This is a genomic window from Collinsella sp. LCP19S3_A6, from assembly GCF_052122015.1.
Taxonomy (GTDB): Bacteria; Actinomycetota; Coriobacteriia; order Coriobacteriales; family Coriobacteriaceae; genus Collinsella.
In genome coordinates this window covers 32,607-55,464 of the sequence record NZ_JBQKDD010000009.1, presented here as the reverse complement: position 1 = coordinate 55,464, position 22,858 = coordinate 32,607, and the positions used below count along the sequence as shown (strand labels likewise).

The 22,858-nt window shown below is 56.8% G+C and carries 18 protein-coding genes, 1 tRNA gene and 1 CRISPR repeat array; of the genes, 17 read left to right on the top strand and 2 right to left on the bottom strand.

Annotation, left to right across the window (positions count from 1 at the left end; translation table 11 throughout):
- The first annotated feature begins 297 nt into the window (after positions 1-297).
- Positions 298-1,866: a threonine/serine ThrE exporter family protein gene (locus tag ACTQVX_RS07050; RefSeq protein WP_441560678.1), complete on the top strand. Its 1,569-nt coding sequence runs from the start codon at positions 298-300 to the stop codon at positions 1,864-1,866.
- A gap of 102 nt (positions 1,867-1,968) precedes the next feature.
- On the opposite strand, the gene ACTQVX_RS07045 is transcribed toward ACTQVX_RS07050, so the two are convergent.
- On the bottom strand, positions 1,969-2,274 hold the full coding sequence (locus ACTQVX_RS07045; RefSeq protein ID WP_441560676.1) for a hypothetical protein: 306 nt from the start codon (positions 2,272-2,274) through the stop codon (positions 1,969-1,971).
- A 469-nt stretch (positions 2,275-2,743) separates the two neighbouring features.
- Between ACTQVX_RS07045 and ACTQVX_RS07040 the strand changes: the two genes are divergently transcribed.
- Together ACTQVX_RS07040 and ACTQVX_RS07035 are read left to right on the top strand one after the other, a co-directional pair.
- Positions 2,744-5,386: an ATP-dependent Clp protease ATP-binding subunit gene (locus ACTQVX_RS07040; protein WP_441560674.1), complete on the top strand. Its 2,643-nt coding sequence runs from the start codon at positions 2,744-2,746 to the stop codon at positions 5,384-5,386.
- A gap of 324 nt (positions 5,387-5,710) precedes the next feature.
- Positions 5,711-7,168 carry an aminoacyl-histidine dipeptidase gene (locus tag ACTQVX_RS07035; protein ID WP_441560672.1) on the top strand — a complete coding sequence of 486 codons (1,458 nt, stop codon included), beginning with the start codon at positions 5,711-5,713 and terminating at the stop codon, positions 7,166-7,168.
- Between the two features lie 80 nt (positions 7,169-7,248).
- Here the strand turns inward: ACTQVX_RS07035 and ACTQVX_RS07030 are convergent, their stop codons facing one another.
- Complete coding sequence (locus tag ACTQVX_RS07030) at positions 7,249-7,833, bottom strand: manganese efflux pump MntP (RefSeq protein ID WP_441535964.1); 585 nt, start codon at positions 7,831-7,833, stop codon at positions 7,249-7,251.
- 248 nt (positions 7,834-8,081) lie between these two features.
- On the opposite strand from ACTQVX_RS07030, the gene disA reads away from it, so the two are divergent.
- The 14 genes from disA (at position 8,082) to cas2 (ending at position 22,065) form a co-directional block, all read left to right on the top strand.
- A complete protein-coding gene (gene disA / locus ACTQVX_RS07025; RefSeq protein WP_441560692.1) occupies positions 8,082-9,122 on the top strand; it encodes a DNA integrity scanning diadenylate cyclase DisA in 1,041 nt (346 codons plus the stop codon).
- Complete coding sequence (gene ispD, locus ACTQVX_RS07020) at positions 9,122-9,850, top strand: 2-C-methyl-D-erythritol 4-phosphate cytidylyltransferase (RefSeq protein ID WP_441560670.1); 729 nt, start codon at positions 9,122-9,124, stop codon at positions 9,848-9,850. Before disA ends, ispD begins: the two co-directional genes overlap by 1 nt.
- The gene (gene ispF, locus ACTQVX_RS07015) at positions 9,840-10,334 is read left to right on the top strand and encodes a 2-C-methyl-D-erythritol 2,4-cyclodiphosphate synthase (protein ID WP_427796171.1); all 495 of its coding nucleotides are present in this window, start codon (positions 9,840-9,842) and stop codon (positions 10,332-10,334) included. The genes ispD and ispF overlap by 11 nt, the downstream gene beginning before the upstream one ends.
- A gap of 3 nt (positions 10,335-10,337) precedes the next feature.
- Positions 10,338-11,804, top strand: a complete 1,467-nt coding sequence (cysS, locus tag ACTQVX_RS07010; protein ID WP_441560668.1) for a cysteine--tRNA ligase — start codon at positions 10,338-10,340, stop codon at positions 11,802-11,804.
- A 167-nt stretch (positions 11,805-11,971) separates the two neighbouring features.
- Positions 11,972-12,886 carry a 23S rRNA (guanosine(2251)-2'-O)-methyltransferase RlmB gene (gene rlmB, locus ACTQVX_RS07005; protein WP_441560666.1) on the top strand — a complete coding sequence of 305 codons (915 nt, stop codon included), beginning with the start codon at positions 11,972-11,974 and terminating at the stop codon, positions 12,884-12,886.
- 3 nt (positions 12,887-12,889) lie between these two features.
- Positions 12,890-13,567, top strand: a complete 678-nt coding sequence (locus ACTQVX_RS07000; protein WP_427718358.1) for an NYN domain-containing protein — start codon at positions 12,890-12,892, stop codon at positions 13,565-13,567.
- A gap of 225 nt (positions 13,568-13,792) precedes the next feature.
- A tRNA-Thr gene (locus ACTQVX_RS06995) sits at positions 13,793-13,867 on the top strand.
- A gap of 569 nt (positions 13,868-14,436) precedes the next feature.
- Complete coding sequence (gene cas3 / locus ACTQVX_RS06990; RefSeq protein ID WP_441560664.1) at positions 14,437-16,710, top strand: CRISPR-associated helicase Cas3'; 2,274 nt, start codon at positions 14,437-14,439, stop codon at positions 16,708-16,710.
- A 21-nt stretch (positions 16,711-16,731) separates the two neighbouring features.
- Positions 16,732-17,385, top strand: a complete 654-nt coding sequence (cas5c, locus tag ACTQVX_RS06985; protein WP_441560662.1) for a type I-C CRISPR-associated protein Cas5c — start codon at positions 16,732-16,734, stop codon at positions 17,383-17,385.
- Positions 17,382-19,169 (top strand): type I-C CRISPR-associated protein Cas8c/Csd1, encoded by a 1,788-nt coding sequence (gene cas8c, locus ACTQVX_RS06980; RefSeq protein WP_441560660.1) that lies wholly within the window; start codon positions 17,382-17,384, stop codon positions 19,167-19,169. Before cas5c ends, cas8c begins: the two co-directional genes overlap by 4 nt.
- Positions 19,170-19,202: 33 nt before the next feature.
- On the top strand, positions 19,203-20,108 hold the full coding sequence (cas7c, locus tag ACTQVX_RS06975; protein ID WP_441560658.1) for a type I-C CRISPR-associated protein Cas7/Csd2: 906 nt from the start codon (positions 19,203-19,205) through the stop codon (positions 20,106-20,108).
- Positions 20,109-20,110: 2 nt separating this feature from the next.
- A complete protein-coding gene (gene cas4, locus ACTQVX_RS06970) occupies positions 20,111-20,734 on the top strand; it encodes a CRISPR-associated protein Cas4 (protein ID WP_441560656.1) in 624 nt (207 codons plus the stop codon).
- A 12-nt stretch (positions 20,735-20,746) separates the two neighbouring features.
- On the top strand, positions 20,747-21,772 hold the full coding sequence (gene cas1c / locus ACTQVX_RS06965) for a type I-C CRISPR-associated endonuclease Cas1c (protein ID WP_441560654.1): 1,026 nt from the start codon (positions 20,747-20,749) through the stop codon (positions 21,770-21,772).
- 2 nt (positions 21,773-21,774) lie between these two features.
- A complete protein-coding gene (cas2, locus tag ACTQVX_RS06960; protein ID WP_441560652.1) occupies positions 21,775-22,065 on the top strand; it encodes a CRISPR-associated endonuclease Cas2 in 291 nt (96 codons plus the stop codon).
- A 168-nt stretch (positions 22,066-22,233) separates the two neighbouring features.
- Positions 22,234-22,795: a CRISPR direct-repeat array (repeat unit 32 nt; unit sequence GTCGCGCCCCGCGCGGGCGCGTGGATTGAAAC).
- Positions 22,796-22,858 lie beyond the last annotated feature (63 nt).

The following is a 22,858-nucleotide window of genomic DNA, read 5'->3' as shown; positions in this document are numbered from 1 at the left end:
CCGAACGGCGGACCAGCCGACGCTGCGCGCCGCCCAGGGCGACAATTTGTCATTCAAAAGGCAAGGCATGACCAGAAGGTCTATGCCTTGCCTTTTTCATGCCAACTTGTTCGCCCTGGACGTCGCTCGCTGTCGTTGCCAAAACATCGGCGTTGCCGGAGTAGTCGTTGGGGACGTTCTTAAACGACTACCCAATGGCTATTGCACGCATGGCTCGCATGACAGCCGTCTCTTTTATGTTTCCGTTAGCCGTCGCTGTCTAGGATGGGGGTTAGTCGATAGGAAGGGAGCACCGGGATGGACGATGCGAGCGAGCGCGCAATCGAAGAGGACATGCTCGATCAGTTCAATTACTTTGATGATGAGGACGAGGAGCTGATCGACCGTCGCGAGCCAGCGCCGCTTGATTCCTTTGATCTGGTCGATGAAGAGACTGATGAGGTTGAGGACGAATCAACGGAGTCCCCACAGTCTTCGCGCCTTAACTCGCTGCTTTCGAGAGCCCCCATGCACCACGGCGTTCGTGCCGGCGCGCTCCATATGAAAACTGACTGGCACCAGATCGTGACGGCAGGCGATGAACTTGCCGTCGATGCGCCGCTCACCGATAAATCATCCATCGTCTGCCGCACCGGTATGCTTATGCTCGCGAGTGGAACGGGTGCCTGGCGCGTACGCGATACCATGAATCGAGTCGCCGCCGTACTCGGTGTCACCATCCATGTTGACTTAAGTCTCCTGTCGTTTGAGTGTACTTGCATCGAAGATGGCCACTGCTTTAACGAGGTCGTCAGTCTGCCGACAACCGGCGTCAACACCCATCGCATTTGGATGATGGAGAGCTTCCTCAAGGAAATCGAGACCTATGGTCGTCGCTTCACGGTGCACGAGTATCACGAGATGCTCAAGACCGTTGAGAGTTCAAAACCTGATTACGCGCCCTGGCAACAGGGCCTTGCGGCAGCCTGCGCCTGTGGCGCCTTTGTCTTTTTACTTGGTGGCGGTCCCATTGAGATGGCATGCGCGTTCGTGGGCGCGGGTGTCGGCAACTTTGCCCGCTCCCATATTCTCAAGCAAGGCCTTGGTCAGTTCAGCGCTTTGACGCTCGGTGTCGCACTGGCCTGTATCTCATATTTGCTGGCATTGCTCGGCCTCGCCCAGGTTGTTCCGGGTGCAATGTCGCACCAAGAAGGCTATATCGGCGCCATGCTCTTTGTGATTCCTGGCTTTCCGCTCATTACGGCAGGTCTCGACATCGCTAAGCTCGACATGCGAAGCGGTATCGAGCGTCTTTCGTATGCTGTGTCGATTATTGTGATGGCGACCCTCGTAGGTTGGATGGTTGCCGAGTGTGTGGGACTGGCGCCGGACGACTTTGCCCCATTGGGCCTTTCGCCGCTTGCCCTTACGCTCCTGCGCGTGGTGATGAGCTTCGTTGGCGTATTCGGCTTCTCGGTGATGTCCAACAGCCCGGTAAAGATGGCCGCGGCAGCTGGGTTGATCGGCGCCGTGTCCAATACCCTGCGTCTGACCCTTGTCGATGCGCCGACGATGATTCCCTTCCTGGGCCTCAGCACGGGAATGCCTCCCGAGGCAGCAGCGTTTATCGGCGCGCTGGTATCGGGTCTGCTGGCAAGCTTGGCCGAAGTCAAGCTCACCTACCCGCGCATCGCCCTCACGGTGCCTTCGATTGTCATTATGGTGCCCGGTCTGTATCTCTATCGCTCTATGTATTACATGTGCACCTTCGACACAGTCAATATGCTCGGCTGGTTTGTGCGCGCAGTGCTCATCGTAGCGTTTCTGCCCGTTGGGCTGGGTGTGGCGCGTACGCTCACCGACCCTCGCTGGCGCTACACCAGCTAATTGGTACAAGGGGGACAGGTTACTTTGAACCAAATGAGTTGCGGTGAAATAGGGACTGAATTGCTGCTTAAAGGGTCAAAACAGTCCGTATTCCACTGCAACTTATGGGGTCGGGGGATTATCGGTGCCCTGCATCTTCATAAACTCAACGCTTACGAAGCGCGCGCCGTTCGTGTTAGGGTAGTTCCACCACATAAGTAGTCGCAGACGCACGTACCACGGGCGGGCGAGATGAAGTCCCAGTAACTCCATCTCGCCCGCCCGTTTTTGTTGGCGGCGCCGCGGCGTAACACAGAAAGGATTTTGCTCTTTATGCCTATCAATAAACGAGAGAGCTTGCTGTTTACCTTTATCATGTGCTTTTGCATGGTGCTCTGGATGAGCATCTACAACGTTGCCCTGCAGCATGGGGCCATCAACGGCGAGGTCATTGCCGCCGCGTGGCTCGGCTTCCCCGTTGCCTACATTTTTGCCATGTGCTGCGACTGGTTTGTTGCCAGCCCCCTTGCCAAGGGTTTCGCTTTTAAATTCCTGGTCACGCCGGGGTTGCTCGCTTTATCTTCCGCCATGCCTTCCCCATGGGAACCGTCTTTGAAGAGCAGCATATGGAGCTCGTACGTATGCCGGGCGCTCCCGTTGCCGATGTCGTCGATGACGTTGCCGAGAGTATGGACGCCGAGCCCGCCTGCTAGGCAAGAGCCTCTAACCTAGAGCGCCCGCCGCACCCGGCGATTCCTTTTTTGTAGACGTTGTCGTATGGCTGCACGCGGAAAAGGCCACAGCGGTTAACATATACTCCATATGGGTAAAGAGACCAAAGCGCCGCCACGAGTGGCGCTTTGCGTTTGAAAAACTAGCTCGTCTAAGAGGAACTAGCATGTTGGACCGTTTTACCGATCGCGCGCGCAAGGTCATGTCCATGGCCAAGCAGGAGGCGCTCGATCTTCACTCAAATAAGGTGGGTACCGAGCATCTGCTGCTCGCGCTCGCCAAGGAGGACGAGGGCATTGCCGCCGAGGCACTGCGCTCACTCGATATCTCCTACGATGACATCATGGACACGCTCAAGGAGGTCCAGACCACCGTTCCCGAGCCCAGCGAGGAGACCGAGGCCGCTAAGCTCGCCTTTACGCCGCTCGTCATCAGCGTGATGGAGCGTTCCTTCCGCGTGGCGCGCGAGAACAACCAGACCTATGTGTCGACCGAGCACCTGCTCATCGGTATCGTCGAAGAGGGCAACGGCATGGCCATGGACATTCTCATGCGCCTGGGTGTTTCGTCCGCTTCCATTAAAAAAGCCATCGAGAAGCTTACCGCCAAGGATCAAGACAAGAAGCGCCCGCTCGCCGGTGCCGGTGCCGGGCGTCCCGGTACAGGCCTGCCGTTCTTTAGCGGCTCGGACGCCTCGCAGCAAAAGGGGAGCGGCACCGACACGCTCAAGCAGTTCGCCACCAACCTTACGCAGAAGGCGCGCGACGGCGAGCTCGACCCGGTGATCGGTCGCGAAAAGGAAGTCCAGCGCATGATGGAGATCCTTTCGCGCCGCACCAAGAACAACCCGCTTATCTTGGGTGACCCCGGCGTGGGCAAGACGGCCATCGTCGAGGGCCTGGCGCAGCAGATCGCTGCCGGCAACGTGCCCGAGAACCTTATGAACCAGAACATCTGGACGCTCGACCTGCCGGGTCTTGTCGCGGGCGCCAAATATCGCGGTGAGTTTGAGGAGCGTCTCAAGAACGTGATCCAGGAGGCAACCGAAGCCGACGACGTCATCCTGTTTATCGACGAGATGCACACCATCATCGGTGCCGGTTCTGCCGAGGGATCCATCGATGCAAGCTCCATGCTCAAGCCCGTGCTCGCGCGCGGCGCTTTCCAGATCATCGGTGCCACCACGGCCGAGGAGTTCCGCAAGTACCTCACCAAGGACCCGGCCTTCGAGCGCCGCTTCCAGACCATCGATGTTGAGGAGCCAAGCGTCGAGGACACGGTCAAGATCCTGACCGCGCTCAAGCCGCGCTACGAGGAGCACCACCACGTGCGCTATACGCAGGGTGCCATCGAGGCCGCCGCGAACCTCTCCAACCGCTACATCCAGGATCGCTTCCTGCCCGATAAGGCCATCGACCTCATCGACGAGGCCGGCGCCCGCGCCCGCATTGCCGCCAACCGTGCGCCTGAGCCGGTGCGCGAGGCCGAGCATCGCGTGGAGGAGCTCAAGGCTGCCGCGCAGGAGGCCACCGAGGGCGACGACATGAACAAGGCCGCCGAGATTACCGAGCAGCAGAAGGCTGCCGAGATTGAGCTCGCCGAGGCCAAGGCAGCTTGGACGGCCGAGCTCGACGCCAGCCCGCTCACCATCGATGTCGCCCAGGTTGCCGACATCGTGTCCGTGACCTCGGGCGTGCCGGTGTCTTCGCTCACCGAGAGCGAAAGCCGTCGTCTGTTGCAGACCGAAAGCGTGCTCAAGACCCGCATTATCGGCCAGGATGAAGCTGTCGAGGCCGTGGCCAAGGCAGTGCGCCGCAGCCGCTCGCCGCTCAAGGACCCGCGTCGTCCCGGCGGCAGCTTCATCTTCTTGGGTCCTACCGGCACAGGCAAGACCGAGCTCGCCAAGACGCTCGCCGAGTACCTCTTTGGCAGCAAGGACGCGCTCATCAGCTTCGACATGTCGGAGTTTGGCAGCGAGTTCGAGGTCTCCAAGCTTATCGGTAGCCCCCCGGGCTACGTGGGCCACGACGAGGGCGGTCAGCTCACCAAGGCCGTTCGCCGTCACCCGTACTCGGTCGTGCTGTTCGACGAGATCGAGAAGGCGCACCCCGATATCTTCAACATCTTGCTGCAGGTGCTTGAGGAGGGTCGCCTGACCGATAGCCAGGGCAAGACGGTCGATTTCCGCAACACCGTGATCATCATGACGTCCAACGTGGGCGCCCGCGAGATTGCGCAGGATGCGAGCGTTGGCTTTGGCACCACCGGTGAGCAGGGTCTTACCTCGAGCGAGATTAAGGGCCGTGCGATGGGCGAACTCAAGCGCCTGTTCCGTCCCGAGCTGCTCAACCGTATCGATGACATCGTGGTGTTTCAGAAGCTTTCGGGCGAGAACCTGACCAAGATCGCTCACCTGCTGGTGGACGACCTGCGCCAGCGCCTGATTGCCAACGGCATGAACATCAAACTCACCGATGCGGCCTACGACAAGATCGTAGCCGAGGGTACCGACCTCACCAACGGCGCACGTCCGCTGCGCCGCGCCATCCAAAAGCTCATCGAGGATCCGCTGTCCGAGGAGCTGCTGGCCGGCGAGTGGAGCAGTGGCGATACCGTCCTGTGCGACGTGGCCGACGGCAAGTTCGTCTTTAGCCACGGTACGGGCGAGATCCCAGCGCCGCGTCCGGCAGGTGCGCTTGGGGGCGATACCGCTCCGGAAGCGCCGCACACCGGAAACGCCGCGCCTGTGAGCAGTGGCGTAAGCTCGGGCCCCGGCGGCATGATGCAAGCCGGTTCCGGCGCGCTGTAGGGCGTAACAAAACCTTGTGTCCACGAGGGCGTTCCAAAGGAGCGCCCTTTTTTCTGTTGGAAAGGCCCCTCGTTCAAAGTAAATCTCATTAAACATACCAACGGTGTATGCATAAGCGTTGATCAGGCGTTGAGGTTGGTTAAAGGGTCCAACGTCCCTTCGGCGCGGTCCGTCTACCTGCTTTACCTTAATAAAGTGGCGTTTCTTCGCCGTTAGCCGATGATGCGAGAGCGCTCGGCGTTTTCGACTGGTTTATGCAAACGAAGTCTGGGAATATACAAGGCACATGTCTTATTGTCTAACCGGTTGCGCCAAGGAGGCACCATGGACTACAAGATCACCGGCTATGAGCCCGCCCAGCTGTTCCATTTCTTTGAGGAGGTCAGCGCGATCCCCCGTGGGTCTGGCAACGAGAAGGGCATCAGCGATTTCCTGGTTGCGTTTGCCAAGGAGCGCGGCCTCGATGTGTACCAGGACGAGGTCTACAACGTCATCATTCGCAAGCCCGCATCTGCCGGTGCCGAGAATGCCCCGACCGTAATGCTTCAGGGCCACATCGATATGGTGTGCGACAAATTGGGCTCCGTTGAGCACGACTTTACGACCGATGGTATCGACCTGCTCGTCAAGGACGGCGTTCTTACCGCTAACGGCACCACGCTGGGCGCCGACAACGGTATCGCCGTCGCTCTGATGCTCACTGTTCTCGATGACGATTCGATCGTTCACCCCGCCCTCGAGTGCGTATTCACCACCGACGAGGAGACTGGCCTGGTCGGCGCCGAGACGCTCGACAAGTCCCAGATCAGCGCCCGCACCATGATTAACCTTGACTCCGAGGAAGAGGGCGTTGCCACCGTCAGCTGCGCCGGCGGCGTCGTCGTTACCTACACCTGCCCGATCGCGCGCGAGCACAAGACCGGTAGCATCCTCACGCTTGGCATCTCCGGCCTGCTGGGCGGTCACTCCGGCAGCGATATCCACCTGGAGCGCGGCAACGGCAACCTCATCATGGCCCGCATCATCGACCGCCTGATGGTTGCCGGCGAGCCCGCCATCGTCAGCTTCAACGGCGGCACCAAAGACAACGCCATCAACCGTGAGTGCAAGGCTGTTCTGGTCTACGCCGACCACGCTGCCGCCGAGGCCGCGGCCCAGATCGCAAAGGGCATTATCGCCGACGTCACTGCCGAGCTCGAGGTCTTCGACCCCGGCTTTACCTGCACTGTCGAGATTGCCGACGACGCCGAGGTCGAGGCCATGGACGAGAAGTCCGCGCTTGCCCTCATCCGCGCCCTGCGTCTTGCCCCCAATGGCGTGATCCGCCGCAACGTCGCTACCGACGGCTCCGTCGAGGTTTCCTCCAACATCGGTGTGGTTGCCACTTCTGACGACGAGGTCAAGATCATGCTGTCCCCGCGCTCCTCGATCACCTCGCTGCAGAACGAGTTCAAGGACCGCCTGCAGACGCTGGCCGATGTCCTGGGCTTCGACGCCAAGTTTGAGTTCGAGTATCCCGGCTGGAGCTATGCCGAGCATTCGCCGGTCCGCGACGTCTTTGTCGAGAGCTATCGCGAGCTCTTTGGCTCCGAGCTGCGCATCGAGTCCATTCACGCCGGCCTTGAGTGCGGCCTGTTTGCCGAGGCCCTGCACGGCCTGGACGCCATCGCCGTGGGCCCGACGCTCTCCGATGTCCACACCCCGGACGAGAGCATGGAGCTCGCTTCTGCCGAGCGCTTCTACGAGCTGCTCATCGACGTCCTCAAGCGCCTTGCCGCGTAAAGGTCGCCTTGGTTAAGCAGCTCTAAAACGGCTGGCTATGAAAACGGCCGCCTGGCGTAATGCCGGGCGGCCGTTATTCGTTACAGTGCGAGGATCCCAAGGTGCTCAAGTAGGATCTTAAGCCCGATGAGGACGAGTACGACGCCACCCACGATGGTGGCGGGTTTTTCGTAGCGCGCGCCAAAGGTGTGGCCGATCGCTACGCCGGCGACGGAGAAGATAAACGTTGTGACGCCGATAAGTGATACAGAGGGCACGATATCGACCGAGAGCGCGGCAAACGAGATGCCCACGGCGAGCGCGTCAATCGAGGTGGCGATGGCAAGGATTAGATACTCGCCCAGGTCGATCTTTTCGGCATCCTTGCCGTCGCCTTCGTCCTCATCCTCGTCTTCGGTAAAGGCTTCCCACAGCATCTTGCCGCCGATAAAGGCCAAAAGGATAAAGGCGACCCAATGGTCTGTGGGACCGATGATGCCCATGAACTGGCTACCAAGTGCCCAGCCGATTACGGGCATGCCGGCCTGAAAGCCGCCAAAGAACAGGCCGAGCACAACGGCGACTTTAAGGTTGATCTTTTTCATGCCGAGACCCTTGCAGATGGAAACGGCAAAGGCGTCCATCGAAAGGCCAACGGCGAGCAACACGAGCTCTGCGAGTCCCATAGTCTGGCTCCCTCTCTCCGGGCGAACCCGATTACACGACCACTCCCTCATTTATATGAGACCCGATGCTACCACATGAGCAGCCAAAAGAGTCCCGTCCCAAATGAGCTACCTAAGCGGTGTTCGCTCATTCTGTAAGCATCGGAATTTGCGGGCGTCACAGGGGCAAACCGTGAGAAACTTATTGACGTTTATGGAGCGTATACGATGGGAGCGATGCCTTGGATAAGAACGAGCTGCAAAAGCGTATGGAACAGGCCATCCGCCTGACGGCACCTGGTCAGCCGATCCGCACCGCCCTTGACATGATCATCGCCGGTCACCTGGGCGCCCTTATCTGCGTCGGCGACACCGAAAACGTGCTCGCTGCCGGTAACGACGGCTTCCCGCTCAACATTTCGTTTACCTCGAACCGCCTGTTCGAGCTTTCCAAGATGGACGGCGCCATCGTCATCGACGGCGACCTTACCCAGATCCTGCGCGCCAATTTCCACCTCAATCCCGACCCCTCGCTCGCCACGAGCGAGACGGGCATGCGTCACCGTACTGCCGCTCGCATGTCGGTGCTCACCGACGCCATCGTGATCTCGGTCTCGGCCCGTCGTGCCGTCGTCAACGTGTATGTGCACGGCAAGAGCTATGAGATTCAGCCCGTCACCACCATCATGAGCTCGGTCAACCAGCTCGTCGCTACGCTTCAGACCACCCGTCAGTCGCTCGACCGCTCCCTGCTGCGTCTGACGGCCCTCGAGCTGGACGACTACGTCACGCTCGCCGACATCACCGGCATTTTCTCGAGTTTCGAGATCATGCAGCAGGCAAAGACCGAGCTTAGGGATTGCATTGTCAAGCTGGGCAACCAGGGCAAGCTCGTGCAGATGCAGCTCGAGCAGCTCGCTGGCTCCAGCATGGATACCGAGTACGACTTGATGATTCGCGACTACGCAAGCGATTCCTCCGAGGCAAACGCCGAGAAGATCCGTGCCGAGCTTAGCCGTATGACGCCCAAGGACTTGTCCGACCCGCAGCATGTGGCGGCGGTTCTGGGTTACGACGACTTGGACGAGGACTCCGTCATGACGCCGCTGGGCCTGCGCACGCTTTCGCGCGTGTCCGTCGTGCGCGACGGCGTGGCCGAGAAGATCGTCGACGAGTATGGCTCGCTGCAGGAGCTCATGGACGACATCAGCAAGGATCCGGAGCGCCTGGGCGACTTTGGCGTTAACAACCCTGCCATTCTTGCGGACTCCCTGTACCGCATGAAGGGCACCAAACAGGGGAACGCATAATGGCGCCCGTATGCGCCGTGGTCGTTGCCGGTGGCAGCGGCCAGCGCTTTGGTAATCCCGGTGGCAAGCAGCTCGTCAATGTAGCTGGCCGTCCGCTTATGAGCTGGTCCATCCGCGCGTTTGACCGTAGCGATAAGGTCGGCCACATCGTCGTGGTTTGCCTTGCCGGGCGTCGTGCCGAGATGCGCCGCCTGGCCATCAGCCCGTATTCGTATAACACGCCCATCAGCTTCGCCGATGCCGGCGATACCCGCCAGGACTCCACTCGTGCCGGCGTGCATGCGGTGCCGGCAGGCTTTGAATACGTCGCCATTCACGACGGCGCTCGTCCGCTTATTACTACCGAGGTCATCGATCACGCTATCGACGTGCTCGTGAGTGACCGCTCGCTCGACGGTGTCGTGTGTGGCCAGCCCGCGATCGACACGCTCAAGATCGTCGATGGGGACAACATCGTCGAGACGCCGCCACGTGAACTCTATTGGGCCGCGCAGACGCCGCAGATCTTTAGTGTCGACGCCATGAAACGCGCCCATGCCGCGGCGATTGCCGAGGGCTTTATCGGTACGGACGATTCGTCACTGGTCGAGCGCATGGGTGGGCGCGTCCGCTGCGTCCAGAGTCCGCGCGACAACCTTAAGGTGACGGTGCCCGAGGACTTGCGTCCCGTAACCGCGATTTTGCTCGGTCGCATGGCCGAGAGAGAGGACCTTCCCCATGTTCAGTAACCTGCGCATTGGCCACGGCTACGACGTCCACCGTTTGGTGGAGGGGCGTCGATGTATCATCGGCGGGGTCGACATTCCCTACGAGCGCGGCCTGCTGGGCCACTCGGATGCCGATGTGCTCGCGCACGCGCTGTCCGACGCTATTCTGGGCGCCTGCCGCGGGGGAGACATTGGCAAGCTGTTCCCCGACACCGACCCCGCCTACGAGGGTGCCGACTCGATGGTGTTGCTTGCCCGCGTAATGGACTATGCGCGCGAGCTGGGCTTTGAGTTTGTCGATGCCGACTGCACCATTGCCTGCCAGCAGCCTAAGATCACCCCGCACCGCGATGCCATGCGTGCCAACTTGGCCCATGCCCTGGGCGTTGACGTCGAAAACGTGGGCGTTGCCGCCACCACGACCGAAAAGCTCGGTTGGGAAGGTCAAGGCGAGGGAATTGGCGCCTGGGCCGTCTGCCTGCTACAGAAAACCGTTAAGGAGTAACGAATGCGTATCTACAACAGCGCTACCCATAAAAAGGAAGAGTTTCAGCCCATCGAGTCCGGCAAGGTCCGCATGTACGTGTGCGGCCCCACGGTTTACGACAATATCCACATCGGCAACGCCCGCACGTTCATCAGCTTCGATGTGATTCGACGCTGGCTCATCGCGAGCGGCTACGAGGTCACGTTCGCCCAGAACCTCACCGATGTCGACGACAAGATCATCAATCGTGCCAACGAGCAGGGCCGTACGGCCGCCGAGGTCGCGACGGAGTTCTCGGATAAGTTTATTGGCGTCATGCGCGCTGCCAACGTGCTCGATCCCGATGTGCGCCCCCGCGCCACCAAGGAGATCGGCCCCATGATTGCCATGATCAAGGCGCTCATCGAGCAGGGCCACGCTTACGCCGCCGATAACGGCGACGTGTACTTTGCCGTGCGCAGCGATCCCAACTACGGTCAGGTCTCGGGCCGCAACATCGACGACCTTATGGTGGGTGCGCGCATCGAGGAGAACGAGGACAAGAACGACCCGCTCGACTTTGCGCTGTGGAAGGCCGCCAAGCCCGGCGAGCCCAGCTGGCCGAGCCCCTGGGGCGAGGGCCGTCCCGGTTGGCACACCGAGTGCGCCGCCATGGTGCACCGCTACCTGGGTACCCCGATCGACATTCACGGCGGTGGCTCCGACCTTGCCTTCCCGCATCACGAGAACGAGTGCGCCCAGGCTGCCTGCGCCTGGCACCAGGGCTTTTCCAACACCTGGATGCACACGGGCATGCTGCTGGTCGACGGCGAGAAGATGTCCAAGTCGCTTGGTAACTTCTTTACGCTGGCCGAGGTGCTCGAGCAGCACTCCGCTGCCGCCCTGCGCCTGCTGATGCTGCAGACGAGCTATCGCTCGCCGCTCGACTTCTCCTGGGAGCGCCTGGAGGGTGCCGAGAATTCGCTCACGCGTATCGCCGGTACGGTCGAGAACCTGCGCTGGGCCGCGAACCATGCGACGGCCGATGCCGATGAGGCAGCATCTGAGGCGTTTGCCGCCAAGGCTGCCGAGACCCGTGCCACCTTTAAGGAGTGCATGGACGACGACTTTAACACCGCCGGTGCCATGGGCGCCGTCTTTGGTTTTGTCACCGAGTGCAATCAGTATCTGGAGCAGGCGGGCGACGCTGCCGACAAGGCCGCGGCTCTTGCTGCCGCCGATACGCTGGTCGAGCTGCTCGATACGTTTGGCGTTGAGCTTCCCGAGCCCAAGGTCGAGCTGCCGCTGGGCCTTTTGGGCGTTGCCGCCGGCTTGGTCGCCTACACTGGTGACGACGTGGACGAGGCCGCTGCCAAGATTCTCGAGGCTCGCGCCGAGGCCCGTGCCGCCAAGAACTGGGACTTGGCAGATGCCATCCGCGATCAACTCAAGGACCTGGGCCTGACGATTGAAGATACCGCCGCCGGCACCCGTATCAAATCCCTCTAACCCCTGCGGGTTTCCCAAGCACCCGACCGCCCGAGCCACGGCACCTTGCCTTTCAATCGTCGGGCATGACCTCAAGGTCTATGCCCTCTTCTTTCAAGGCAATCTGCCGCACCTCGGGCGGTCGGTCTATTTGTTTCGTTTGATAGTTGTATTTAGGAGGCCGTCCTATGGCCGACAATCGTAAGCGCGCGCCTCGTGGCGGCAAGCAGGCCGCTTCTGGCTCGCGTCCGATTCGCCGAAATGACCGCGCTGCCGCTTCCAAGGGCCAGCGCGATCGCACCCAAGCTGCGCGTCCGCAGCGCGATCGCAACCGCGACGCTGTCCAGGCTCCCAAGGGCGAGTTTATCGAAGGCCGTCGTGCTGCCGTCGAGGCGCTGCGCACCGGTTTTCCCATCAAGTGCGCGCTCATTGCCGAGGGCGGGGAGCGCGATGCCGCCCTGTCTCGTCTGGCCGATGACCTCAACGTCGCGGGTGTCCGCATTAAGTATGTGCCGCGCGCGCAGCTCGATGCGCTGTCGAGCCACGGCGCTCACCAGGGTATTGCGCTCGAGGTGGGCAACTTCCCTTATGCGGATGTCGCCGATATCCTCGACCGTGCAGGCGAGGGTCCGGCACTTGTCGTGGTGCTCGACCACGTGACCGACGACGGTAACTTTGGCGCCATCGTGCGCTCCGCCGAGGTTGTAGGCGCCGCGGGCGTCATTATTGCCAACAAGCGTGCCGCCGGCGTGACCGTTGGTAGCTACAAGACCTCCGCCGGCGCCGTCATGCATCTGCCTATCGCGCAGGTCCCCAACATTGCCCGTGCGCTCGACGATCTTAAGGCCGCTGGCTTTTGGGTGGGCGGTGCCTCCGAGCACGCCGAGGGCAGTTGCTGGGATGCTCCCTTCGAGGGCCGCGTGGCGCTTGTCATGGGCTCCGAGGGCGACGGCATCTCGCGCCTGGTGCTCGAGAAATGCGACTTTTTGACCAAGCTTCCTCAGCGTGGCATGACCGAGAGCCTCAACGTTGCCCAGGCAACGACGGCGCTGTGCTTTGAGTGGCTACGCCGCAACGCCGGCGAGCTCATGGGGGAGGAGTAGCGCATGTCCAAGAAGAACCGCGCCAAGTCTAAGGCCAAGCGCTTTGGCGAAGGCTCGGCCAAGCCGATTGTCTCGGCCGCGACCTACGGCGTGGGCGGCAATGCGTTTGCGCAGGCTATCGCCGACCCGGTCTCCACGGTTCACTCCAATAAGCCCGAGCTGTTGGTGGTCGACGGCTACAACGTGATCCACTGCACGCCGCGCTACGAAAAGCTCGTGTACGACCATTCCGACGATCCGTATTCCAGCGACGTTCACGATATGGCGCGCACCGCCCTTATCAACGACGTCGCCGCCTTTGCCCAGGGCCGCTACGAGGCCGTGATTGTATTTGACGGCGCTGGCAATATCTCTAGCGAGCGTCCCAACCTGCCGGCTCGCGGCGTGCGCATCGAGTTTTCGCCGACGGGCGTATCGGCCGATACCGTGGTACAAAAGCTCTGCATCGAGGCGCGCGAGGAAGGCCGCGCGTGCTCCGTGGTATCGAGTGACGGCACAATTCAAGCCGTCGTCATGGGCAAGGGCGTTACGCGCATCTCGAGCCGCATGCTGGTGGACGAGATCAAACAGATCGATAACGACGTCCGCGAGGCCGAGGAGGCTCCGCAGATCAAGATGACTCTGGGCAGTCGCCTGAGCCCCGATGCCCTGGCCAAGCTCAAGGCCCTGCGCGGGAGGTAGGTAAACCTTCTATGGGGAGCTGCTTTCTCGATTGATCAACCAACTGGTTTGTAATCAATGGGTTGCGGCTTGGCATCGCCAAAACGAATAGTTTTTGGTTCTGGCGAACAGATAAAACTATTCGTTCTGACGAATAGTTTTGAGATGTGGTCGGTCAAAGGGCCTGTTGCGCCTTGTCCGCAATTCCTTTATTCTTAATTAGCTTCGCGCGAAAGCGCCAAGTGTGCCAGTGTGGCGCAACGGTAGCGCAACTGATTTGTAATCAGTGGGTTGCGGGTTCGATTCCTGTCACTGGCTCCATGAGAGTTTCGGACTCTGTTCCCTAGTGGGACAGGGCCCGTTTCTTTTTAGATGGTGTGTCATCAGGTCAGCGGCCATTCCGTTTTCGGTTTGTCTCAATCTGTAACACCACGATGGGTAATTCGCTTCTAACTGTTACAGATCAAGACAGAAGGTCGAGGGTCGGTCCGTTTATCTCAATCTGAAACAGCGGGGAGGAATATGTCTACCTAACTGTTACAGATTGAGATAAAGAAACAAGCGCTACCGTGATGGTTGGGCGGCTCTCCCGAATCGCCTATGAACCTCAGTGACAGCAAACTCGGGGGATTCCACAGGCGAAATCTGGAACGCACGGGGCTTTGTGTTGCTCTGTATACTATTGGCAGGCGTTTCCGGTATAAATCGCTTGTGCTGTCATCGCTTGTGCGGTGTGGATTGAAACAAGTTTTATTATGGGCAGCTGGAATCGCTCAGCCCGGTGAATTGACCTTTCACCGGGCTCATTTCGATTTAATATAACTTGAAGTTTATACTGATTGAAAAGATGTCCGCACAACCATGTATCCTCTAATTCATTGGAGGTGGCAATGGACGTCTACTATGCTCATAGTATTGATGGTGCTGAAAAAAGCGAATGGCAAACGCTTAAAGAGCATCTTTCAAACGTATCGAAGCTAAGTGGCTTTTTCGCGGATGCTGTTGGCGCTGAACAGCTGGGGATTGCGGTTGGAGCCTTACATGATGCGGGGAAGGCCTGCCAGGCGTTTCAGCTACGCCTTGAAGGCTCACCGGTCAAGGTCGATCATTCGTCTGTGGGTGCCATCGTAGCGTATGGGAAGTTGTGTGAGGTTGGCTACCCCCTTGCTTACGCTGTGGCGGGCCACCATTCCGGCCTATCCAATGGGCTTACGAGCGAGCCGGGATTGTCTTCCCTAAGGTCGAAATTAAAGAAAACAAATCTGTTGGACGCTATCGACGCCACTGTTGTTCGGAATATGCGTAACCAGCTAGGAAAAAGTGCCGGAAAACTATCGAGGGAATTAATTGAATTCATTCAGCGTGGCATGTCGTATTCTGGTGAGATTGACAAAGAGGGGCAATTCCAAGCTTATTTGCTAACGAAGGTCCTGTTTTCCTGTCTTGTCGATGCTGATTATCTCGATACAGAACGGTTCATGGCACCCGACAATTCACATCTGCGATCGGCCACGGTTGATTCCATGGATGGACTGCTCGCAAAGTACGATTCGTACATGGCACGTCTTTGCGGCGCAGCGGAGAACAATGAACTCAATGCCTGTCGTGGCTCCGTTCGAAATCAATGCATGGTGGCAGCGAAAAGCCCGCAGGGGTTCTTTACGCTTCGGGTTCCTACTGGGGGAGGAAAGACTCTCTCGGTTGTGGGTTTTGCGCTTGCGCACGCCAAGAGGCACGGTCTGCAACGCATCGTCATTGCGCTTCCGTATACAAACCTAATTGAACAGACAGCAGATGTGCTGCGTGATGTTTTTGGCGCCCAGAATGTACTAGAGCACCATTCAAATTACGATTTCGAGGCCGTTGATTCAGAACGCACTCAGCACGAAAAGCTTGCAACACAAAACTGGGACGCGCCCATCATCGTTACGACGAATGTCCAGCTGTTTGAATCTCTATTTTCAAATAAACCCGGCAAGAGCAGGAAAGTGCACAATATCGCAAAGAGCGTCCTGGTCCTCGACGAAGCGCAGTCACTTCCCGATGGAGTGCTCAAGCCGACGCTGGCGATGCTTGAAATGCTTGTTCGTTCTTGTGGCGTAACTTGTGTGCTCTGTACGGCAACGCAGCCGTACTTCAAAGATGTCTGGCCTTTTAAAGAAACTCCCCAAGAGATCGTTACAGACAGAGCTGGCTTTAATGAGGTGTTCGGCGATAGAACATACTTTAATAATCTTGGGATATTGACTATGGACCAGCTGTGCGATCGGCTTGCTTCTGAAAAACAGGCGCTCTGTATTGTCGGAAACAAGACGGAGGCTCGGGAACTTTATCGTGGCGTGGCGCAGCGTCTTGAGGATGGTGTCGCGGAGGAGTTGTGCTTCTGCCTGTCGACAAACAAGACACCTGATCATCGCATGCGCGATCTTAAAAAAATAAAGGCGCTGCTGGCAGCGAATAGACCGTGTCATGTGATGTCCACGCAGCTTATCGAAGCGGGAGTCGATATTGACTTTCCGGTTGTTTACCGCGAGCTTGCCGGAGTTGATTCTCTGTTCCAGGCTGCGGGGCGATGCAATCGTGAGGGCTCGATTAAAGAGCCGGCTCCTGTTTATATCTTCGAGTGCTTAAAAGAAGATGGAACACTATTCGGAACAACCTCCTGGCTTGCAAAGCAAAGGGAGACTACGCGGGCGATTCTTCGGGAGAGGGACGGAGTCATTGATTCCGGTGCCATAGAGCCGTTCTTTAAGATGCGCTATTCGAGTGATGAGGAACTGGATGCTTATCAGATCTTGAGCATGATTTGTTGCAATGCAGATTTGGAATCATCGTTAGAAATAATGCCGTTTGCAACAATCGCAGAGAAATACCGGTTCATGCCAGATGAATCTCTTCCCGTATTTGTGCGCTGGGGCGACGATGCGGAGAGGCTATATCAAGACATGCTAAATGTACTCGAGCCGGGTGTGTTGGCACGGTCCGCCCAACGATTTAGCTTGAGTCTGAGAGAAAGAGAGATTAGAGATCTTGAGCAAGCGGGATATATCGAAGAATTGGCGCCGTTCAAGATTCTTAATGCTTGTGATGGATGCCGGATCGTCTACGACGACAAGGTGGGCTATCGATTCGGAGAGGAGGAGCTCTTGACGCTCGTTGGCTAGAGGATTGAAGGGAGGACAAAAATGGGATTTGGAATCAAAGTGCTTATTAGTGGAGATCGAGCATGTTTTACGCGCCCCGAGATGAAGACTGAGCGCGTAAGCTATGACGTCATAACGCCGTCTGCTGCACGAGGAATACTTGAGGCTGTCTATTGGAAGCCGGCAATCGCTTGGAAGATTGACAGTATCCAGGTCGTGAACGAAATACGTTTTGACACATTTAGGCGTAATGAACTGGCAAGCAAACTGAGCTATCAAAACGCAAAGGCTGCCTATTCAAAAAACGTGCCTGTATATTTAGACGTAATGGCTGATCGCCAGCAGCGGGCCACCATGTATCTCAAGGATGTTGCGTATATCGTCACGGCCCATTTTGAAATGACAGCGCGAGCGGGTGAATCTGACACGCCCGAAAAACACTATAACATTGCGTTGCGAAGGCTTCGAAAGGGACAGTGTTTCAATCAGCCCTATTTGGGATGCAGGGAGTTTCCGGCGACGGTGTCGCTTGTTGAAGGCGGATCTGTCGAGTCGTACTACCAAGACATTGACCGGTTCGACCTGGGGTTCATGCTGTATGACATCGATTTTAAAAACAGCATGGAGCCGATGTTCTATCGGGCTGTTATGAAAAATGGCGTCATCGATACTTCACGGCGGGAGGTGAAGCGATGATTCTGCAAGAACTGGCTAATCTTTATGATCGATTGGCTGCTGATCCGGAAATCAAAATTCCAGGGATGGGGTGGAGTGTCGAAAACGTTTCGTATCGTATTCGCATTGATGACAATGGACGTACGACGGGCGTAATTCCGTATGTAGTCGGAGAAGGCAAGGAACAAAGGCGGTTTGTTAAACGGATTGTTCCCGAACATGCATCAAGGACCTCGGGAATTCAACCGTTTTTTCTGTGTGATAACGGCTGTTATTTGTTTTGCCTGGGCAAGACGAGGGGCGAGGAAAAGTTTAGCGCCTCTGCCGCATTGCATAAAAAGGTGCTTGCCGAGTCTAATAATCCCGCAGCACGAGCGGTGCTCGCCTTCTTTGAACGGGGGCCTCAGACGTATGAGTTGTCGAGCGATGATGCCGGTGTAATTGCAAACACTTTTGTTGTTTTTGAATATGCGCCAGAAAACAAGCTTATTCATGAAATGCCAGATATAGCGCGTTTATGGGACCTGTATAGAGCTGCGACGGCAAGCGCGGACGCGACCAAAGGACAGTGTGCCATTACGGGAGAGCACGGCTTAATCGCCAGATTGTATCCTCAAGTTACAGGGTTTCCCGGCGCTCAGTCTGCGGGAGCGAGCTTGGTGTCCTTTAATTGCTCGGCTTTTGAGTCTTATGGGAAGCGCGGTACCTATAACGCTTCGATTTCAGAGATTGCGGCATTCAAGTCGGGAACTGCGCTCAGGTACCTTTCAAAAGATGATAGCCATCGAGTGAGCATCGGTGACACACTCTGTATCTGTTGGACTGATGGGCCAACACTGCGGCCGACTGGTGTGATAACTGCGCTTTTGGGCTTTAAACAAGAACGCATCGGATCGCGTGCTGAGGATGCACGGACACTTGACCAAGTGCGCGGAGATCTCCGGTCGATACGTCAGGGATATGCTCCGATGCCTTCTGCGCCGTCGACAAAGTTTTATATGGTCGGTGTGGCACCAAACGCAGCGCGACTATCGATTAGGTATTTCAAGGTTGAATCCTATGGAAAACTCGCCGAAAACCTAATTCAGTATTTGAACGATATTGAGATGGTCGATGTTAAGCCCGCCTCGCTAAAAAACCTGCTTCGACAAATAGCACCACTGGGGGAGGGCGCGGCCATTCCTTCGACATTGTTGCATGGCTGCTTTGACGCAATGCTGGGCGGAAGTCTCTTCCCTAGGGCTTTACAAGCTTCTGTGCTAACGCGTATGAGGGCAGACCACGCATCGAGAAACCGTTGGGATATGGGGCAGCGAGCAGCATTGCTTAAGGGCTGTCTTAACCGACAAATTAGAAAGAAAAGCGCGGCAGGAGAAAAGGAGTACACGGTGTCACTTGATAGGGAAAACGCTAACCAGGGTTATGTGCTCGGTAGATTATTTGCCGTTATTGAGCGGGCGCAACGAGTCGCTTTGGGGGATGGCGTCAATGCAACCGTTCGCGATAAGTACATTGGGGCAGCATCGACAACGCCGACGCGTGTTTTTCCGCGGCTGCTGGCCAATTGTCAAAACCATCTTTCAAAAATCGAAAAAATGCCCGGAAAGCGAGGTATGGCCGTGGGCATTCAAAAAGATCTTGATGAGATTGTTGGCAAATTGAACGGCAACGATGGATTGTTTCCACGGACGCTTGGCATGAATGACCAAGGAGCCTTTTTTATCGGCTATTACCAGCAGAGGCAGAGCAGTTTTGTGCGCAAGGAGCCCAAAGAGTACGAAGTGGTTTCATCGGTTGAGGAATAGTGCAACGTTATCTTTAGAGGAAAGGAACAATCCATGTCAGAGCCAATCAAGAATCGTTATGAGTTTACGCTTTTCTTCGACGTGAAAAACGGCAATCCTAATGGCGATCCCGATGCAGGAAATCTTCCTCGTCTTGATCCGGAGACCAGCAGGGGCATAGTTTCGGATGTGTGCATCAAGCGCAAGATTCGCAACTATGTCGAACTGGTTGCTGATCAAGGTGAGGATTGGTCGGTCTCTGGAGGACATCGCTTTTATGTCTATGTGAAAGAGGGTGCGGTCCTTAACGAGCAAAATGAGCTCGCCTACCAGCATAACGATATGAAGCCGCAATCCAAGAAATTGCCCAAGGCGATGGAAGACCGGTTCAAAGTGACGCAGTTCATGACGGACAACTTTTATGACATTCGTACGTTTGGAGCTGTAATGACGACAGAGGTTAACTGCGGCCAAGTGCGAGGGCCGGTGCAGTTGTGTTTTGCCGAGTCGGTTGATCCGGTCCTTCCGCTCGAAATGAGCATCACGCGTATGGCGGTCACCAATGCAAAAGATGCCGAGAAGGAAAGGACTATGGGACGCAAGCAGTACATTCCGTATGGTTTGTATCGCATGGACGGATTTGTCTCGGCTTCATTGGCCGAAAAGACCGGGTTTGATCAAGACGACCTCGACTTGCTGTTTGAGGCCCTCATGAATATGTTCGAGAACGATCATAGCGCGGCACGAGGGCTTATGTCTTCCCGTAAGCTCATCGTATTTAAGCACGAGAGCAAGCTTGGCAATGCGCCGGCCCATGTGTTGTTTGATGCCGTTAAGGCCAAGCGAGTGATTCCTGAGGGCCAGGAAGCCCGCTCTTATGCCGACTATCAGATTGAAGTCGGAGAAATGCCCGAGGGGGTTACGGCAGACATTATTGAGTATATTCCCCCGCGAGCATAACTATGTTTGGTGATGATGACCTGCTGGCGCTTTCTGGGTTACAGCATATTGCATACTGTGAGCGTCAGTGGGCTCTGATCCATCTTGAGCAGGAGTGGTCTGATAGCTTCGATACGGTTCGAGGGAATCTGTTTCACACTCGTGCTGACACTAAGGGATATTCAACGCTGCGGGGTTTTCGTTGCGAGCGAAGGGTCAGGCTTGTTAGCCATTCTTTGGGAATCTATGGCATAGCCGATATTGTCGAATACAGGCTCGGTGCTGAAGGCAGTTCTGTTCGTCCGGTTGAATACAAGGTAGGTAAGCCAAAAATCGAAGATTGGGACCGGATTCAAGTGGCGGCACAGGCAATGTGCATCGAGGAAATGCTGGGCCTTTCAATCGATGAGGGGTATCTGTTCTATGGTGAAACACGACGAAGAGAAAAAGTCATCATTGATTTAGCTTTAAAGCAAAGAGTCAAACAGCTATGCCGAAGAATGCACTCGTTGTTTGAGCAACAGAAAACCCCGCTGCCGCTTAGAAGCCATAAGTGCCGAAGGTGCTCCTTGGTGGACAAATGCCTTCCAGATATCTGCAGCGTTGACGCTCGTGACTATTTAAAGCGGATGGGTCTGGAGTTGTGAGGGGAGCGAAAGATGAAAAAGCTGTTCAACACGCTTTACGTTACGAACAAGGATGCCTATGTCTGCAAGAAGGACGACAACGCATGTGTTCGAGTTGACGGCAAGGACGTGTTAAGGGTTCCTCTTCATCTGCTCGAGGGTATTGTTCTATTTAACTATGCGGGTGCGAGTGCTCCACTTTTGTATGCGTGTGCCGCGAGGGGCATCTCGGTGTCTGTTCTCGATGAGAAGGGGAGATTCGCCGCCCGAGTTGAGGGCCCGGTGTCGGGGAACGTGCTTTTGAGAAAAGCTCAATATGAGGTGGCGGCGGACCCGACCCGATCGCTCGTGCTGGCTAAACGATTTATGGCGGCGAAGTTTTATAATTCACGCGCGGTATTGCTGCGACATAAGCGAGAGCACCCCGAGAACGGAGATGGTCTCTCAAATGCGATTGATACGTTTTCCAACGGATTGGATACGCTGGGCTCTGTGGCGTCGCGTGAGGAACTGCTAGGCGTGGAAGGGGGTGCTGCCCACGTCTATTTCGATTCGTTTCCCTCGTTAATTAAGGATAAAGAAGTCTGTGCCGAATTTGTTGGCAGAAATAGAAGGCCGCCAAAAGATCCCGTCAATGCATCACTATCGTTTTTCTACACCCTGGCATCTCGTGAGATAGCTACGGCGTGCGAGTCCGTTGGCCTTGATCCTCAGATGGGTTTCTACCATCAGCCGAGGCCGGGAAGAGCGAGTCTAGCACTTGATATGCTTGAGGAGTTTCGCGCTCCTCTGATTGACCGATTTGTAGTAGCGCTATTCAATCGCGGACAACTGAATAGGACAGATTTTGAGTTCGATGCTGGCGGAGGTTGCTTCTTTAGCAATGCGGCGCTTAAGCGCGTTCTGGATGCTTGGCAAAAAAGGAAGCAAGAAGAAATCAAACATCCTTTCCTGGATGAAAAGGTCAAAATTGGACTGCTTCCATTTGTCCAAGCGCAGTTGCTTTCGCGTTATTTACGCGGGGATATGAATGACTATCCCGCTTTTTGTTGGAGATAGCCATGTACGTTTTGGTTTCCTACGACGTCTCGACATCGGATTTATCGGGCGCCTCTCGGCTTAGGCGCGTGTCTAAAATATGCTTGCGTTATGGTCAGCACGTTCAGTGCTCTGTGTTTGAGTGCATGGTGGATTCCGGACAGCTTGAAAAAATGAAAAGCGAGCTCCGGTCTGTTATTGATGAGTCAAAAGATAGTCTGCGCGTATATTACCTCGGGAAGAATTGGCAAAGAAAGGTGGAGCATTTTGGTGCGAAGAAACCTTATGACCCTGAGTCTTCGCTAATTGTCTAGCTCGATATCGCGCGAATGGCAAGTGATGTCGATTTATTACGATGTTCGCGCGCGTTCTTTGACAACGGAATTAAGGAACCGCAGGTCGCGTAATCTGTGTTAGCTTTGTTGCGACTTGGATGTAAGATTGCTTTGTCGAATAGTTGGTATTTGTCCAGTTAGGAGACAGTCGCGCCCCGCGCGGGCGCGTGGATTGAAACGAGTTGCCGGTGATGCGGAACGAGAAGCCGAGATGTCGCGCCCCGCGCGGGCGCGTGGATTGAAACCACAGAATCAACACGATAGTTCTTCGTGCGCTTCGTCGCGCCCCGCGCGGGCGCGTGGATTGAAACAAGCGTCCCGCCTTGTGCTCCGCATACAATGTGGGTCGCGCCCCGCGCGGGCGCGTGGATTGAAACGACAAGGCCATGACCGTGAGCGTCCGGCTGTCGGCGTCGCGCCCCGCGCGGGCGCGTGGATTGAAACTGGTGCGCGAGATCGCAACGGACTACTCCATCGAGTCGCGCCCCGCGCGGGCGCGTGGATTGAAACAATAGCTACAAGTACGATAAGAAGGAGTAGTCAAGTCGCGCCCCGCGCGGGCGCGTGGATTGAAACTGCCAACCGCTGATGTCGATGAACTTAATCATCGGTCGCGCCCCGCGCGGGCGCGTGGATTGAAACTGCTTGGCGAAACCCTGATAGGCGTTCTGGATCTCGTCGCGCCCCGTGCGGGCGCGTGGATTTGTCGGTGGCGACATGGCTGGCGTGTGATATCGAAAGATGGATCAATAGGCACGCAATGGACATTTTC

Coding starts and splice junctions, on each gene's coding strand:
- ACTQVX_RS07030 (WP_441535964.1), bottom strand. CDS start 7,833: ATGGGACTCGCAGAGCTCGTGTTGCTCGCCGTTGGCCTTTCGATGGAC.
- rlmB (WP_441560666.1), top strand. CDS start 11,972: ATGGCCGACAATCGTAAGCGCGCGCCTCGTGGCGGCAAGCAGGCCGCT.
- ACTQVX_RS07045 (WP_441560676.1), bottom strand. CDS start 2,274: ATGCTGCAGGGCAACGTTGTAGATGCTCATCCAGAGCACCATGCAAAA.
- cysS (WP_441560668.1), top strand. CDS start 10,338: ATGCGTATCTACAACAGCGCTACCCATAAAAAGGAAGAGTTTCAGCCC.
- ACTQVX_RS07040 (WP_441560674.1), top strand. CDS start 2,744: ATGTTGGACCGTTTTACCGATCGCGCGCGCAAGGTCATGTCCATGGCC.
- cas4 (WP_441560656.1), top strand. CDS start 20,111: ATGTTTGGTGATGATGACCTGCTGGCGCTTTCTGGGTTACAGCATATT.
- cas5c (WP_441560662.1), top strand. CDS start 16,732: ATGGGATTTGGAATCAAAGTGCTTATTAGTGGAGATCGAGCATGTTTT.
- ACTQVX_RS07000 (WP_427718358.1), top strand. CDS start 12,890: ATGTCCAAGAAGAACCGCGCCAAGTCTAAGGCCAAGCGCTTTGGCGAA.
- cas7c (WP_441560658.1), top strand. CDS start 19,203: ATGTCAGAGCCAATCAAGAATCGTTATGAGTTTACGCTTTTCTTCGAC.
- cas3 (WP_441560664.1), top strand. CDS start 14,437: ATGGACGTCTACTATGCTCATAGTATTGATGGTGCTGAAAAAAGCGAA.
- cas1c (WP_441560654.1), top strand. CDS start 20,747: ATGAAAAAGCTGTTCAACACGCTTTACGTTACGAACAAGGATGCCTAT.
- ACTQVX_RS07050 (WP_441560678.1), top strand. CDS start 298: ATGGACGATGCGAGCGAGCGCGCAATCGAAGAGGACATGCTCGATCAG.
- ACTQVX_RS07035 (WP_441560672.1), top strand. CDS start 5,711: ATGGACTACAAGATCACCGGCTATGAGCCCGCCCAGCTGTTCCATTTC.
- disA (WP_441560692.1), top strand. CDS start 8,082: ATGGAACAGGCCATCCGCCTGACGGCACCTGGTCAGCCGATCCGCACC.
- ispF (WP_427796171.1), top strand. CDS start 9,840: ATGTTCAGTAACCTGCGCATTGGCCACGGCTACGACGTCCACCGTTTG.
- ispD (WP_441560670.1), top strand. CDS start 9,122: ATGGCGCCCGTATGCGCCGTGGTCGTTGCCGGTGGCAGCGGCCAGCGC.
- cas2 (WP_441560652.1), top strand. CDS start 21,775: ATGTACGTTTTGGTTTCCTACGACGTCTCGACATCGGATTTATCGGGC.
- cas8c (WP_441560660.1), top strand. CDS start 17,382: ATGATTCTGCAAGAACTGGCTAATCTTTATGATCGATTGGCTGCTGAT.